Source organism: Streptomyces sp. NBC_00887 (genome assembly GCF_045207585.1).
This window is the reverse complement of sequence record NZ_CP108788.1, coordinates 5097997-5112941: the sequence shown is the minus strand read 5'-3', so window position 1 is coordinate 5112941 and position 14945 is coordinate 5097997. Positions and strand designations below refer to the sequence as shown.

The 14945-nt window shown below is 72.2% G+C and carries 8 protein-coding genes; 6 read left to right on the top strand and 2 right to left on the bottom strand.

The genetic code is table 11. The annotated features are described in order from the left end of the window. Positions 1-77: 77 nt before the first annotated feature. Entirely contained in the window at positions 78-1340 is a 1263-nt protein-coding gene (locus OG844_RS23135) for a nucleotide sugar dehydrogenase (RefSeq protein WP_406392783.1), read from the bottom strand. A 248-nt stretch (positions 1341-1588) separates the two neighbouring features. On the opposite strand from OG844_RS23135, the gene OG844_RS23130 reads away from it, so the two are divergent. Then, the gene (locus OG844_RS23130; protein ID WP_406392781.1) at positions 1589-3295 is read left to right on the top strand and encodes a glycerol-3-phosphate dehydrogenase/oxidase; all 1707 of its coding nucleotides are present in this window, start codon (positions 1589-1591) and stop codon (positions 3293-3295) included. Between the two features lie 16 nt (positions 3296-3311). On the opposite strand, the gene OG844_RS23125 is transcribed toward OG844_RS23130, so the two are convergent. After that, on the bottom strand, positions 3312-4433 hold the full coding sequence (locus tag OG844_RS23125) for a serine hydrolase domain-containing protein (protein ID WP_406392779.1): 1122 nt from the start codon (positions 4431-4433) through the stop codon (positions 3312-3314). Between the two features lie 119 nt (positions 4434-4552). Here OG844_RS23125 and OG844_RS23120 point away from each other — a divergent pair, with 119 nt between their 5' ends. The 5 genes from OG844_RS23120 to OG844_RS23100 all read left to right on the top strand — a co-directional run bounded on the left by OG844_RS23120 (position 4553) and on the right by OG844_RS23100 (position 14908). Continuing rightward, positions 4553-6574: a serine/threonine-protein kinase gene (locus OG844_RS23120; protein ID WP_406392777.1), complete on the top strand. Its 2022-nt coding sequence runs from the start codon at positions 4553-4555 to the stop codon at positions 6572-6574. 188 nt (positions 6575-6762) lie between these two features. Beyond that, positions 6763-9567, top strand: a complete 2805-nt coding sequence (locus tag OG844_RS23115) for a protein kinase (protein ID WP_406392775.1) — start codon at positions 6763-6765, stop codon at positions 9565-9567. A gap of 115 nt (positions 9568-9682) precedes the next feature. Next, positions 9683-11341: a protein kinase domain-containing protein gene (locus OG844_RS23110; RefSeq protein ID WP_406392773.1), complete on the top strand. Its 1659-nt coding sequence runs from the start codon at positions 9683-9685 to the stop codon at positions 11339-11341. Positions 11342-11433: 92 nt separating this feature from the next. After that, entirely contained in the window at positions 11434-13119 is a 1686-nt protein-coding gene (locus tag OG844_RS23105) for a protein kinase domain-containing protein (RefSeq protein WP_406392772.1), read from the top strand. Positions 13120-13270: 151 nt separating this feature from the next. Further along, a complete protein-coding gene (locus tag OG844_RS23100) occupies positions 13271-14908 on the top strand; it encodes a succinic semialdehyde dehydrogenase (RefSeq protein ID WP_406392771.1) in 1638 nt (545 codons plus the stop codon). Positions 14909-14945 lie beyond the last annotated feature (37 nt).

Genomic DNA, 14945 nt, shown 5'->3' with positions numbered 1-14945 from the left:
TGTGACGCCGCAGGCTAGCAGTCCGTACCGACATGGCCCACCGGAATCCTTGCGGGGACTGGCCGGTGGGCCAGTTCCTAGAGCCGGTGAGCGGCTCCGGCCGGGGTGGCTCCCCGGGTGTCCAGGAGGAGTTGGGCCTTCACGGCGAGTCCCTGGAGGTCGTACGTGCGGTGGTGCTGGAGCAGGACGGTCAGGTCCGCGCCGGCTGCCGCCTCGTACAGCGAGTCGGCACGCGGAACCGGCAGTTCGCGCACGCGCCAGTCCAGGACGTGCGGGTCGTGGTAGCCGATCTGGGCACCCATGTCCATCAACCGTGTCGCGATCTCCCGGGCGGGGGAGGCCTCCTGGTCGGCGAGGTCCGGCTTGTACGTGACGCCGAGAAGCAGCACCCGCGCGCTCCGGACGGACTTGCCGTGCTCGTTCAGCAGGGTGGCGCAGCGCTGGATCACGTAACTCGGCATCCGGTCGTTGATCTCCTGGGCGAGCGAGACCATGCGCAGCGGGTGGCCGGGGGTGCGGCTGTTGTACGGGAGGTAGCCGGGGTCCACGGGAGCGCCGTGGCCTCCGACACCGGGGCCGGGGCGGAACGGCTGGAAGCCGAAGGGCTTCGTCTCGGCGCACCGGATGACGTCCCAGAGGTCGACACCGAGGTCGTGGCAGAGCACCGCCATCTCGTTGACCAGGGCGATGTTGACGTGCCGGAAGTTCGTTTCGAGGACCTTCGTCATCTCGGCCTCGCGCGGCCCGCGGGCCCGGACGACCTTGTCGGTGAGCCGTCCGTAGAAGGCGGCGGCGGACTCCGTGCAGGCGGGGGTGAGACCGCCGATGACCTTGGGGGTGTTGGCGAAGACATGGGTGCGGTTGCCGGGATCGAGACGACCGGGGGAGTGCGCGAGGTGGAAATCGCGTCCGGCGCGCAGTCCGGAGCCCTCCTCCAGGAGCGGCCGGACGACGTTCTCCGTGGTTCCGGGGGGCACGGCCGATTCCAGCAGCACGGTGGTGTGCGGGCGCAGCCGGGCGGCGAGGGCGCGGGCCGCGTCGGTCACCGCGCCGAGGTCGAGGGTGCGGTCGGGACCCAGCGGGGTGGGGGCGCAGATCGCGGCGGTGCGGACCCGGCCCAGCTCGGCCGGGTCGGCGGTGGGCCTGAATCCCCCGGACAGCATCCGCCGGATGTCGGAGGCGCTGAGGGATCCCTCGACCGGTGTACGGCCTGCGGAGAGTTCGGCGTAGGGGCGGGGATCGGTGTCGTAGCCGACGGTGTGGATTCCGGCGGCGACGGCTGCTTGGGCGAGGGGCAGGCCTAGGTGACCGAGTCCGATGACAGCGAGGTCGGCGGGCATGTCGAGGGCCGTCCTTCCCTAAGACCAAGAAGACAGAAAGCGCAACTGCTGGGGACAGCGCAATGTCAGACTAGGCGTAAATATGACCTATATGTCGCATTCTGTGACTCTCGTCGACCGGGTGTTGTCCACAGGCGGTGGCTGAAGTCGTGGACCGCGGACAGAATCGGATGGTGGGCACGGGTGCCCGGCCTCGCGGCCGGTCCCCGCTCCCGTGCCGGACCACCCCGATCTACCGGGAGGCAGCAGTGAGGACAGCGACACTGGGACCCGCGGAGCGCACGGCGGCGCTCGCCGCGATGGCCGAGCGCGAACTGGACGTACTGGTCGTGGGGGCGGGCGTGGTCGGCGCCGGGACGGTGCTGGACGCGGCCACCAGAGGGCTCTCGACCGGGCTCGTCGAAGCGCGCGACTGGGCGTCCGGGACCTCCAGCAGGTCGAGCAAGCTGATCCACGGCGGGCTGCGCTATCTGGAGATGCTGGACTTCGCGCTCGTACGGGAGGCGCTGAAGGAGCGCGGGCTGCTCCTGGAGCGACTGGCCCCGCACCTGGTGAAGCCTGTTCCGTTCCTCTATCCGTTGCAGCACAAGGGGTGGGAGCGGCTGTACGCGGGCTCGGGCGTCGCGCTCTACGACGCGATGTCGGTGTCCTCCGGGCACGGCCGGGGGCTGCCCGTGCACCGACACCTCTCGCGCCGCAGTGCCCTGCGGGTCGCGCCGGCCCTGAAGAAGGACGCCCTGGTCGGCGCCCTGCAGTACTACGACGCCCAGATGGACGATGCCCGTTTCGTGGCGACGCTGGTACGCACGGCCGCGGGCTACGGGTCGCACGTGGCGAACAGGGCGCGGGTGAGCGGCTTCCTCCGCGAGGGGGAGCGGGTCGTCGGCGCCAGGGTGCAGGACGTCGAGGGCGGCGGGGAGTACGAGGTCAGGGCCAAGCAGGTGGTCAACGCGACCGGTGTGTGGACGGACGACACCCAGGCGCTCATCGGTGAGCGCGGACAGTTCCACGTCCGGGCGTCGAAGGGCATCCATCTGGTCGTACCCAAGGACCGCATCCACTCCTCGACCGGGCTGATCCTGCGGACCGAGAAGTCGGTGCTCTTCGTGATCCCGTGGGGACGGCACTGGATCATCGGCACGACCGATACCGACTGGGACCTGGACAAGGCGCACCCGGCCGCGTCCAGCGCCGACATCGACTATCTGCTCGAACACGTCAATTCCGTCCTGAACACCCCACTGACCCGGGATGACGTCCAGGGCGTCTACGCGGGACTGCGGCCCCTGCTGGCCGGTGAGTCCGACGCGACGAGCAAGCTGTCGCGCGAGCACACGGTGGCGCATCCGGTGCCGGGACTCGTCGTCGTCGCAGGGGGCAAGTACACGACCTACCGCGTGATGGCGAAGGACGCGGTGGACGAGGCGGTGCACGGGCTGGACCAGCGGGTCGCCGACTGTGTCACGGAGGACGTCCCGCTGCTGGGCGCCGAGGGCTACCGGGCCCTGTGGAACGCGCGGGCGAGGATCGCCGCCCGGACCGGGCTCCATGTCGCCCGGGTGGAACACCTGCTCAACCGCTACGGCGCGATGACCGAGGAACTGCTCGACCTGGTCGCGGGCGACGCGTCACTGGGCGAACCGCTGGCCGGCGCCGACGACTACCTGCGGGCCGAGGTCGTCTACGCCGCCTCGCACGAGGGCGCCCGCCACCTCGACGACGTACTGACGCGGCGCACCCGGATCTCCATCGAGACGTTCGACCGGGGCACCCGCTGTGCCCGCGAGTGCGCGGACCTGATGGCGCCGGTGCTGGGCTGGGACACGGGCCAGGTCGAGCGGGAGGTGGAGCACTACCGCAAGCGCGTGGAGGCCGAGCGGGAGTCGCAGCGCCAGCCGGACGACCTGACCGCGGACGCGGCTCGGCTGGGGGCGCCGGACATCGTCCCGATCTAGGACCTCCTCGCCGGCGCTACGCGGGTTCGCCGGCCCGGACCCGGCAGAACTCGGCCTCCAGCAGGGCCGGTTCGAGGTTCGGATCGGACAGCATGTCCGTGTTCGCCCGGAATACGAAGACGTGGCGGCCGTCGCGCGACGTGGCGGCCCGCACGTAACTTCCGGTGATGTGCCCGTTGTGCCCCCAGACGGTGGTGCCGCACGGGAGTTTCTGCGGGTAGATGCCCATGGCGTACAGGCCGTGTGCCGTGCGGGTGTCGAGCAGCGTGGCCAGCTGGGCGGGCGGCAGCAGTCGGCCGCCCAGCAGGGCCGCGTAGAAGCGGGTCAGATCGGCGAGCGTGGAGACCATCTCCCCGGCCGCGCCGGCCGTCCGTGGGCCGGCCGAGGTGACATCGCGCAGCGTGCCGTCACCGGGGGAGCGGTGGTAGCCGCGGGAGTGCGGTGAGGGGAGGGTTCCCCGGGCCCCGGGGAACGAGGTTCCGGTCAGCCGGAGGGGATCGAGGACGCGCCGCTGTATCTCGGTGGCGTACGGGTGTCCGGTGACGCGCTGAACGACCAGGCCGAGCAGGACGTAATTGGTGTTGGAGTACGCGTACGTACCGGGCGCCGTCACCGGAGGGTGCGTCAGGGCGGTGCGGACCGCGGTGCCCGGCGTGAGGGGCTGCGCGGACGGACCGGCCGCGCCCGTGACGGCGGGGTCCGTGGCGGGCAGCGCCTCGGTGTAGTCGTAGAGACCGCTGGTGTGGGTCAGCAGGGCGCGCAGCGTGATGCGGCGTCCGTCGTTGCCGTGCCCGCGTACGAGGCCCGGCAGATGTGTGTCGACGGTGTCCGACAGCTGCAGCGCGCCTTCCCCGGCGAGTTGGAGGACCACCGTCGCGACGAATGTCTTCGTGACGCTGCCTGCCCGGAAGCGGTCGCCGGGCCGTATCCCGCTTCCGGCGGAACGGTAGGTCTCCCGTGGTGCGGGGGAGACGCGACGGGACAGAAAGGCCGCTGCGGGGGCGTCGCCCTCGACGACGAGCCGGGGAAGGTAGGAGGATGCGGGCGTGAGGTGTGGTTCGCTGGGCAGGCTGGTCGTTCCCAGGGCGAGCAGGGCCAGCACCACCTGGGCGGCGAGCATCGTCCTGAGTGTCGGCACGGCGGGGGGCTCCTTCCTCCGGCCACATCATGGCCGACCAAGGCCCCGGCACCACGGCCGGTCCCGGGGTGAGGGACAATGAACGCTCTGCCAGGGCGGGTTGATCGCAGAGGGGACGCATGTCGGAGGCGGAGCAGTCACGGGAGCCCCAACGGGACAAGGACGGACGTCTTCTCGCGGGGCGGTACCGGCTCGGGGCGGTGCTCGGCCGGGGCGGCATGGGCACGGTCTGGCGTGCTGCCGACGAGACGCTGGGACGCACGGTCGCGGTCAAGGAACTGCGGTTCCCCTCGGCCATCGACGACGACGAGAAGCGCCGTCTGATCACGCGCACCCTGCGCGAGGCGAAGGCCATCGCGAGGATCCGCAACAACAGCGCCGTGACCGTCTACGACGTGGTCGACGAGGACGACCGGCCGTGGATCGTCATGGAACTCATCGAGGGCAAGTCGCTCGCCGAGGCCATCCGTGAGGACGGGACGCTGACGCCGAAGCGCGCCGCGGAGGTCGGCCTGGCCATCCTCGACGTGCTGCGCTCGGCGCATCGCGAGGGCATCCTCCACCGCGATGTGAAGCCGTCCAACGTGCTGATCTCCGACGACGGCCGGGTCGTGCTCACCGACTTCGGCATCGCGCAGGTCGAGGGCGACCCGTCCGTCACCTCGACGGGCATGCTCGTCGGTGCCCCCTCGTACATCTCGCCGGAGCGTGCCCGCGGGCACAAGCCCGGCCCGCCCGCCGACCTGTGGTCGCTCGGCGGACTGCTGTACGCGAGCGTCGAGGGCTGCCCCCCGTACGACAAGGGCTCGGCCATCGCCACGCTGACAGCGGTGATGACGGAACCGCTCGACCCGCCGAAGAACGCGGGTCCGCTGGAGGAGGTCATCTACGGCCTGCTGGCCAGGGACCCCGAGCAGCGGCTCGACGACGCCGGGGCAAGAGCCCTGCTCACCGAAGTGATCAATGCTCCGGAGCGTCCGGTGTCCCCGCCGGCCGATTCCACGCAGGTCATGGCGCTGCCCGGCACCACCGGCACGAAGAGCGGAAGCAAGAAGGCGGCCGGAGCGGCAGCCGCGTCCGCAGCGGCGGCGGGCACAGCGGCAGGCGCGGCACCGGGCGGGGCACCCACGACGCCCCCGGCCGGTGCCGCGGCCACGGCCGCGAGCGGTCCGGGCGAGAGCGCGCGGGACCGACTGCGCGGTGCGCTGCGGTCCGTACGGAACGCGAAGGCACCGGCCGCGGGCACGGCTGTTCCTCCGGTGCCCGAGAAGGCGCCGGCTGTTCCGCCCGCCGCGGGTACGGCCACGGCATCGGCCTCCGGGCCCGTCGCGCCGCCGCGCCGGCCCGGCGGCCCGTCCGCCGCACCGGCCCGTGCCTCGATCACGGACGTCGTGCCGCGCCGCACCCTGGCGGTCATCGCCGGTGTCGTCGTGCTCGCCGTCCTCGGCACGGTCCTCGCGCTTACCCTGGGCGACGGCGACAAGGACAACAAGGGCAGCGGCACGGGCGGCGGGGGCGACAAGGCCGCGTCGGCCGGTGCCGCCTCCGGTGGCGACAGCGCCACCGACTCGGGCAAGGGCAAGGACGGCGCCAAGGACGACGAAGGCAAGAAGGAGGGCGAGGGCGAGGCGACCGGCAAGCCGTCGCCCGATCCGGAGACCGGTGCACCGGCCCCGGACGCCGTGCCCGCCGGGTTCAAGCAGGTCACCGACAAGCAGTTCCACTTCAGCATGGCGATGCCCGAGGACTTCAGGCGCGACGTCATAGCGGGAAGGAACTCGGGCCGCATCTACAACGCCGACGGCGGCTTCCCGCGTGTCCAGGTCGACTACAACGCCTCCCCCAAGGACGACGCGGCGGCTGCCTGGACGGCGGCCGTGGCCTCCACCAAGGCCCTCAGCAACGGCTACAAGCACATCGGGATAAAGAAGGTCGAGTTCAACGGCTACCCGACCGTCGCCGACTGGGAGTTCGTGCGTACCCAGCAGGGCATTCGGGTCCGGGTGCTCAACCGCGGGTTCAAGGCCGACGCCACCCACGGCTACTCGATCATGATCAGTTGCAAGGAGAGCGAGTGGGACGGCGTGGAGTGCACCGCGCTCCGGGAGACGGCCTTCGCCACGTTCGAGCCCACGGACTGACCGGTCCACCGCCGAACGGAACGGCCGGGTTGCCTCGACCCGGCCGCACCGCCGCGCGTTGCCACGTATCGTGAGAGACCGTGGACCGTACGCAGCCGGGATCATGGGTCAATTGCACAGCAAGTGACCGCAATTGACTGATTATGCGGTCTCCGTGACCGGGGGACAGCGCGCTCTGGGGAGGCGTCGTGGACGACTATGCGGGTCGGGTACTTGCCGACCGCTACCGCCTTCCGCTGCCCCCGTCCGATGCGTACGAACTGGTCGAGACCCGGGCCTTCGACACGTACAGCGGGCAGGAAGTCCTGGTCCGGCAGGTGCCGTTGCCGGAGGTCGTGGACGCGGAGGTGCTCGACGCCGACGGGCTGCCCTCGGCGGCCAGGCGTGCCACCGGGCGTACGGTGCGGCGCTCCACGGACCCCGCGGTCCGCAGGGCGATCGAGGCCGCCCAGGCGGCGGCCCAGGTGCCCGACCACCCGCGCCTGGACCAGGTCTTCGACGTGTTCGCCGAGGCGGGTTCGCTGTGGATAGTGAGTGAACTGGTCGCCGCCCGCCCGCTCGCGGCGCTCCTCGCGGAGCGGCCCCTCAATCCGTACCGGGCCGCCGAGATCGGCTCCGACGTACTGACCGCGCTGCGGGTGCTGCACGCCCACGGCTGGACCCACCGCAACATCACCGTCCGCACGGTACTGGTCTGCGACGACGGCCGTGTCGTGCTGACGGGGCTGGCCGCCGGTGCGGCCGAGGAGGCGCTGTGCGGGTACGTTCCCGCACCGCAGCCCGACGACGAGAACACCTACGGCGCCCCTGCGGTCGAGTCGGGCCCCACCGGCCCGTACGAGCCGCCGTCCGAGTTCGCTCCGCCCACGACGTCCGCCCCGCCGTCCGAGTTCGCTCCGCCGTCCGCGTTCGCCCCACCCGCCGGATTCGACCCGTCCTCGCAGTTCGCCCCGCCCTCCCCGGAGGGCCCGTCCGCCGCCGGGGTGCCGTCCTCGCGCGGCCCCGCGGAGATCGAGGCGGCAGCTCCGCAGACCGGGGGTGCGGACCCGGGCGCGGACCGGCACGGGCAGGAGCTCGTTCCGCGGCCGCCCCGCCCCGCCGTCCCCGTGGCGGAACCCGGCGCCGGAAGCGCCGCGCAGCTGCGCGCGGCACGCGCCGGGGCCATCGCCGCCTACCGGGCGGGTGCCCGCGCCGCCGCCCGGGTCAACGAGGACCAGCAGCGCGACCGCGACGACGCGAACGCCGACGCCGGGGAGCGCGGTGGGACGGCTGTTCCTCCCGCCATCGGCCCCCCGCGGCCGTCAGGCACCTGGGGCAGGCCGGCCGACGACACCTACGACCCGTACGACGATGACGACGACGAGGACGACGAGGGTTCCGGCGGCTACGCCGGCGGCCCCCGGCGGGTCCACCTCGCCGGCACCTGGGGCGACGGACCCGGCGCAGGCCGCCCGGTTCCCGCGGGCGGTTCGGGCGGCTCCGGGGAGGACGCGCTGCGTGCCGACTCCCGGCGCCAGGGCAGCAGCCCCGCCGTTCCCGCGGCCCGGCAGGACCGTCTGCCGCAGCCGGTGGCCGCACAGTCCTCCTCCGGCGGCTGGGACGAGGTCGTCGCGGGCAGCGGCGGTACGCCCGCCTACCGCGGCCCCGCCACCCCGCTCGCAGCCGAACGCGCCCGGCAGGCCCGTATCGCCGTCGTCGGCGCCGTCACGGAGCGATGGGCGCCGGAGCAGGCAGGCCCCGTCCACGACAACTGGCAGCTGGCCCCGCCCATCGGGCCCTCCACCGACCTGTGGGCTCTGGGCGCCCTGCTCTACCGCGCGGTACAGGGACACGCCCCGTACCCCGAGGAGAACGCGGCCGAGCTCGTCCAGATGGTCTGCGGTGAGCCGCCCGCCTTCGCGGAGGAGTGCGGTCCGCTACGCCCCGTCGTCGAGTCACTGCTGCGTCAGGACCCCACGGAGCGGCCCGACTTCGAGGAGCTCCGCGGCTGGCTGCGCTCCCTCGTGCGGTCGGCGCCCGAGCCCGAGGCGGGCAACGACGTCGTGCCGCTGCCGCCCCCGGACGCCACCCGGCTCCCCGTCGTACGGCGACGGGGCGAACTGGTGCGCAGGCGCCGGGGACGCGGGTCGGCGCACGGCCGCCACCGCCAGGGCAAGCCGCAGCGGTACGAGAAGCCGCCCGTCCACGAGCCGGAGTACGCGAAGAAGCCGCCGCGCGTACCGCGCGAGCCCAAGGGCCCCAGGGTGTTGCGCGAGCCGCAGCCCGGCCGGCGGCCCGGTGGCCGGCCGCCGAGGCGGCTCGGACGGCTGCTGCTGGTGCTGATCCTGCTGGCGATGGCCGCCGCGGTGGCCTACGCCGTGATGTTCATGCCCAAGGCCGGATCCGATTCCGGTACCGACACGGGGTCGCAGGGACGGCCCTCCGGATCCGCCGCGCCCGCGGAGCCGGAACCCGAACCGAGCTCCTCGGCAGGGGAGTCGGCCCCATCCGCTTCCCCCGGCTCTGAGAAGCCGCAGAGCAGCCGTTCGGCCGTCGCGCTCGCTCCGGGTTACGTGCTGCGCAAGGACGCCGAAGGCTTCGAGATCGGTGTGCCCAAGGACTGGCAGCGCAGCCCGGCCAACGCCGACCGGCAGATCCGGTACGGCAGCGACGGGTTCAGCGTGCTGATCGTGCCCGGCCGCGACACCGTCAAGGCCAACGGCAGTGACCCGCTGGACTATCAGCGCAGCCGCGAACCGGAGCTGCAGCCCTTCCGGGAGTCCAGCTGGGCGACGTCCACGGGCATGCGCCGGGTCGATGTCGGCCGACAGGCCATGGCGGAGGGGCAGTTCACCTGGCAGGAGAGCGGCGGCCGCGAGGTCTACGTCCGCAACCTCGTCATGATCGTCGAGGGCAGGTACCACATCATCCAGGTCATCGGCCCGTCGAACGAGCGCGACAAGGTCTCCGACGTCTACGAGCAGGCCATCTCCTCCTACCGCGTGGGTTCCTGACCCCGCGGCAGTGCGCGACATGCATCACAGTGCGGTCTCGTGCCGTGGTGCGAGGTTCCGTGGCGCTGCCTCCCCTCCGTAACCTGTCATTCGAAGGAATGGGGCGGGGACACACGTGGAACATGCGCAGGGCACGGACTCGGGAATCGTACTGGCGGGACGGTACCGGCTCGGCGACGTCCTCGGCCGCGGTGGTATGGGCAAGGTGTGGCGCGCCCACGACGAGGTGCTCCACCGGACCGTCGCCGTCAAGGAGTTGACCGCGGGGCTGTACGCCGCAGAGGCGGACCGGGCCGTGCTGCACGCCCGTACGCAGAAGGAGGCGCGCGCGGCCGCCCGCATCACCCATCCCGGGGTCGTCACGGTCCACGACGTCATCGAGTACGACAACCGCCCCTGGATCGTCATGCAGTACGTCGACGGGCCCTCGCTCGCCGACGCCACGAAGGAGACCGGTGAGGTCGAGCCGCGCGAGGCGGCCAGGATCGGTCTCCACGTGCTGAGCGCGCTGCGGGCCGCACACGGCGCGGGAGTGCTGCACCGGGACGTCAAGCCGGGCAACGTCCTGCTCGCCCGGGACGGACAGGTGCTGCTGACCGACTTCGGGATCGCCGCGATCGAGGGCGACTCCACCATCACCAGGACCGGTGAGCTGGTGGGCTCCATCGACTACCTGGCACCCGAACGGGTACGCGGCGGCGACCCGGGTCCGGCCTCCGACCTCTGGTCGCTGGGCGCGACGCTCTACACCGCTGTGGAAGGGCGCTCACCGTTCCGCCGCACGTCCCCGATCTCCACGATGCAGGCCGTGGTCACGGAGGAACCGCCCCCGCCGGCGCGCGGCGGGGCGCTGGCGCCCGTGATCACGGCGCTGCTGCGCAAGGACCCCGCGGACCGGCCGACGGCCGCCGAGACGGAGCGGATGCTGCTGGAGGCGATGGAGGGGCGCAAGCCCCTCACGGCGCAGGCGTACGTGCCGACCCAGCGGGTGTCCGAGGACGACCTGCGCGCCTTCGTCGTCCCTGACGGGTCGACGGCCCGCCTCGCGCAGTCCGCACGGCCCCCGGCCGGGCCGGGGGCCGCGCAGCCGTACACCCCCGCGCCCACGGTCCGCCGCAGCAGGGGCAGGTGGCGCACGGCGCTGCTGGTCATCGCCGTCGCCGCGCTGCTCGGCGGGGCGGCGGGCCTCGTGGCGATGAAGTACGCGGGGGACGAGGGGAGTACGGGGAAGGGCGGCACCGGGACCACCGCCGGTCCGTCCCCGGCCGATCCGTCGACGCCGTCCAAGGATCCGCAGCCCGGGTCTCAAGAGGTACCCGACGGCTGGAAACGGGTCCACGACCCCGAGGGCTTCAGCCTCGCCGTACCCAAGGGCTGGACCCGGCAGACGGACGGAAACCAGATCGACTACACCCCGGACAACGGGGCCCACCGCATCCGGATCAGCCTCGATCCGAAGCCCGACTTCGACAACTCGTACATGCACATGCTGAGCATCGAGAAGGACCTCTCCGAGCGGCTGCCGGGCTACGACCGGCTGACCCTGCACTCGAACACCTTCAGGGACCGGCCGGGCTCCCTCTGGGAGTTCACCTGGCTCGAGTCCAAGGACCATCCGGGGCCGCGCCACGGAATCGACCAGATGTACTTCGGTGAGACGGGCGGACCCGAGTACGCGATCTACATGACGGGGCCCGAGGAGGACTGGGCCGAGAGCCGGGACCGCTTCGAGACGATGCTGCGCAGCTGGAAGCCTCCGGAGTCCACGGACTGACGACCGGTCACCCGCGCGGCGACTGTCACGGCTCTGCACCCTCTGTTCCGTCCCGGTGGTCACAGCCTGTGCGCTTCCGACAGGATGAGGTCATGACCAACGATGGGGGACGGGCGAACGAGCCCACGAGCTACGGGCTCCGGCCGCCGCACGCACCGCAGGAGCCGCCGGGTCCCGTGCACGGACAGGCGGGTCTCCCGGAACAGTCCGCCTTCCCCGACCCTCCCGGCGCGCCCGTGCCCACCCCGACCGTCACCGAGCGGCCCTCCGAGGGTGCGCCGAACCGGCTCGTCGGGGGCCGCTACCGGCTCGTCGGGCGACTCGGGCACGGCGGAATGGGCACGGTCTGGCGGGCCCACGACGACATCGTGGACCGTGACGTGGCCGTCAAGGAACCGCGGGTGCCGGACCACCTCGGGGAACGCGAACGGGCAGTCGTCTACCTGCGCATGCAGCGCGAGGCGCGTGCCGCCGCCCGCATCGAGCACCCCGGCGTCGTCACCGTGCACGACGTGGTCGTCGAGGACGGCAAGCCGTGGATCGTCATGGAACTGGTCAGCGGCCAGTCGCTCGGCGACCGCCTCCAGGAGGGGACCCTCGACCCGCGCGAGGCAGCCAGGATCGGCCTCGCCGTCCTCGGCGCGCTGAACGCCGCCCACGGTGCGGGTGTGCTCCACCGCGACGTCAAGCCGGACAACGTCCTGCTCGGGCGCGACGACCGGGTCGTCCTCACCGACTTCGGCATCGCGCAGGTCGAGGGCGAACAGCGGCTCACCGAGACCGGTGCCTTCGTCGGGTCGCCCGAGTACATCTCCCCGGAGCGGGTGCTGGGACAGCTGCCAGGTCCGGAGTCCGACCTCTGGTCGCTGGGTGTCGTGCTCTACGCGGCGGTGGAGGGGATGTCCCCGTACCGCCGCTCCCACACCCCGGCCACCCTGCAGGCCATTCTCTCGGCGGAACCGCAGATGCCGGCCAGGGGCAAGGGCGCCTTCGGCACGCTCGTCATGCAGTTGCTCCGCAAGGACCCGGCGGCACGGCCGGGGGCCGCCGAGATCCGTTCCGCCCTGGAGTCGGTGGCGGCCCTCCCGCCGGTCTCCCCGGCCCTCACCCAGCCGTACGGGAACGGCGCGTCCGGCGGCGGCCGGTGGGTGCCTCCGGTGCTGCACCGCAACCGGAAGGCGCAGTTCGGGTTCGGCGCCGGGGTGCTGGCGGCGGCTCTTGCGCTCGTCCTCGTGCTCGCCGACCCGTTCGCCGGCGACGAGCTGCCGGGCGGCTGGCAGGTGCGGCCGGAGAACGAGGTGCTCTCGGCGGACGTGGCGGTGCCCGAGGACTACAAGCGCATCCAGGAGGACACCGGCGACGTCGTCTGGTACGCGGACCCGAGCGGGGTCTTCGAGATCGACTTCTGGCACAAGGCGGTCAAGGAGGACGACACGGCGGCGGAGAAGTCCGCGGGCGCCGACCCGGAGGACCGCAAGGCGTACTACGAGAAGGGCGGGGCGAACACCCTCGAGATGAGGGACGCCACCGTCTCCTTCAAGAAGACCGAACACCAGGGCCGCACGGCGTACGACATGGTCACCGAGTACACCCCGTACTCCTCGACCGAGGACGACGCGCTGCGCTTCCGCTACCACGAGCTCCTGATCCCGGGGCGGACGGCGAGCGATCCGTACTGGCACGTCCGGGTCAAGATGCCCGCGGCCGGTCAGGCGGCGACGGACGGCGAAAAGATTTACACCGAGGTCGCCGACCGGCTGAAGATTCACGATTCCTGAGCCTGCCGGGAAGATAGCCCCTGATCAGCGGTTATTTCGCCAGTGATCACTGGCTGGTTCGCCGAGTGCGCCCGCTGCGGTGTTGTGGGGTCTGTGAAAACCTGTTACCGACGGGTACCCAAAGTGGGCGGGTGGACATACTCTCGCCCTCATGACGGACTCGCAGGCCTCCACGACCACCTCCGCCGCCCCCGGCACCCGTGTCGGCACCAACCCGGTGGCAGCGGCCCCCGCAGGCGTTCGCACCGCCGCCGACGTGGTCACACCCGAGGTGATCGCCCAGCTGACCCGTGGCGTCCTCGGCTCCGGCCGCACGGCCAACCACAGCCCCTTCACCGGGGAGAAGCTGGCCGACCTGCCCGAGTCCACCCCCCAGGACGTCGCGACCGCCTTCGAGCGGGCCCGCGCCGCCCAGCCGGCCTGGGCGGCGACGTCCGTCCGTAACAGGGCGGCGGTACTGCTCCGCTTCCACGACCTCGTCCTCCAGCGCCAGGCCGAGGTCCTCGACCTCATCCAGCTGGAGACCGGCAAGGCCCGGCTGCACGCCCACGAAGAGGTGCAGGCCGTCGCCGTATCGGCCCGCCACTACGGGCGCACGGCCACCTCGTACCTGAAGCCGAAGCGGCACACCGGAGTCGTCCCGGCCCTCACCAAGGTCACCGAGTTGCGTCAGCCGCGCGGGGTCATCGGCCAGATCGCTCCCTGGAACTACCCGCTCGAACTCTCCGTCGGCGACGCGCTGCCGGCCTTCGTCGCCGGCAACGCCGTCGTGATGAAGCCCGACACGGAGACCGCGCTGACCGCTCTGTGGGCCCGTGACCTGCTGATCGAGGCCGGACTGCCCGCCGAGGTGTTCCAGGTCGTGCTCGGGGACGGCCCCGTCGTCGGCCCCGAGGTCGTCAGCCGCGCCGACTACGTCTCCTTCACCGGCTCGACCCGCACAGGCCGCGAGGTCGCCCAGGGCGCCGCGGCCCGGCTCGTCGGGGTCTCGCTGGAGCTCGGCGGCAAGAACCCCATGCTGGTCCTCGAGGACGCCGACGTGGAGAAGGCCGCCGCGGGCGCCGTCCGCGCCTGCTTCTCCTCCGCGGGGCAGCTCTGCATCTCCATCGAGCGGCTGTACGTCCACGAGTCCGTCGCGGACGCCTTCCTGGAGCGCTTCGCCGCCCGTACGAAGGCGATGCGGCTCGGCAACTCCCTCGCGTACGGTGCCGAGATGGGCTCCCTGGTCGGCGAGCGGCAGCTGGAGACCGTCACCCAGCACGTCGCCGAAGCCGTCGAGAAGGGCGCCACACTCGTCGCGGGCGGCGTCGCCCGCCCCGACATCGGCCCGCTCTTCTACGAGCCGACCATCCTCACCGACGTCCAGGAGCCGATGGCCGTCTGCGCCGAGGAGACCTTCGGCCCCGTCGTCTCGGTCTACCGCTTCACCGACGAGGACGACGCGGTCTCCCTCGCCAACGCCACGTCGTACGGCCTCAACGCCAGCGTCTGGACCAAGGACGGCCGGCGCGGCCACCGGATCGCCGCCCGGCTGCGGGCCGGCACGGTCAACATCAACGAGGGGTACGCACCCGCCTATGGCAGCGCCCAGTCCCCGATGGGCGGCATGAAGGACTCCGGCCTCGGACGACGGCACGGCTCGGAGGGGATCCTCAAGTACACCGAGGCCCAGACCGTCGCCCAGCAGCGGCTGATCCCGCTCGCGCCGTCCTTCGGCATGGACGACGAGAAGTACGCCGCCCTCATGAGCTTCGGCCTCAAGGCGATGAAGGCCTTCCGGCTGCGCTGACGCGGGCGCCCACTCCTGCCCTTCCCTCCCTTCCGCA

What these genes read in the sequence shown, in the direction of transcription:
- OG844_RS23135 (WP_406392783.1), bottom strand. Translation starts at nt 1,340, where the DNA reads ATGCCCGCCGACCTCGCTGTCATCGGACTCGGTCACCTAGGCCTGCCC.
- OG844_RS23120 (WP_406392777.1), top strand. Translation starts at nt 4,553, where the DNA reads ATGTCGGAGGCGGAGCAGTCACGGGAGCCCCAACGGGACAAGGACGGA.
- OG844_RS23105 (WP_406392772.1), top strand. Translation starts at nt 11,434, where the DNA reads ATGACCAACGATGGGGGACGGGCGAACGAGCCCACGAGCTACGGGCTC.
- OG844_RS23100 (WP_406392771.1), top strand. Translation starts at nt 13,271, where the DNA reads ATGACGGACTCGCAGGCCTCCACGACCACCTCCGCCGCCCCCGGCACC.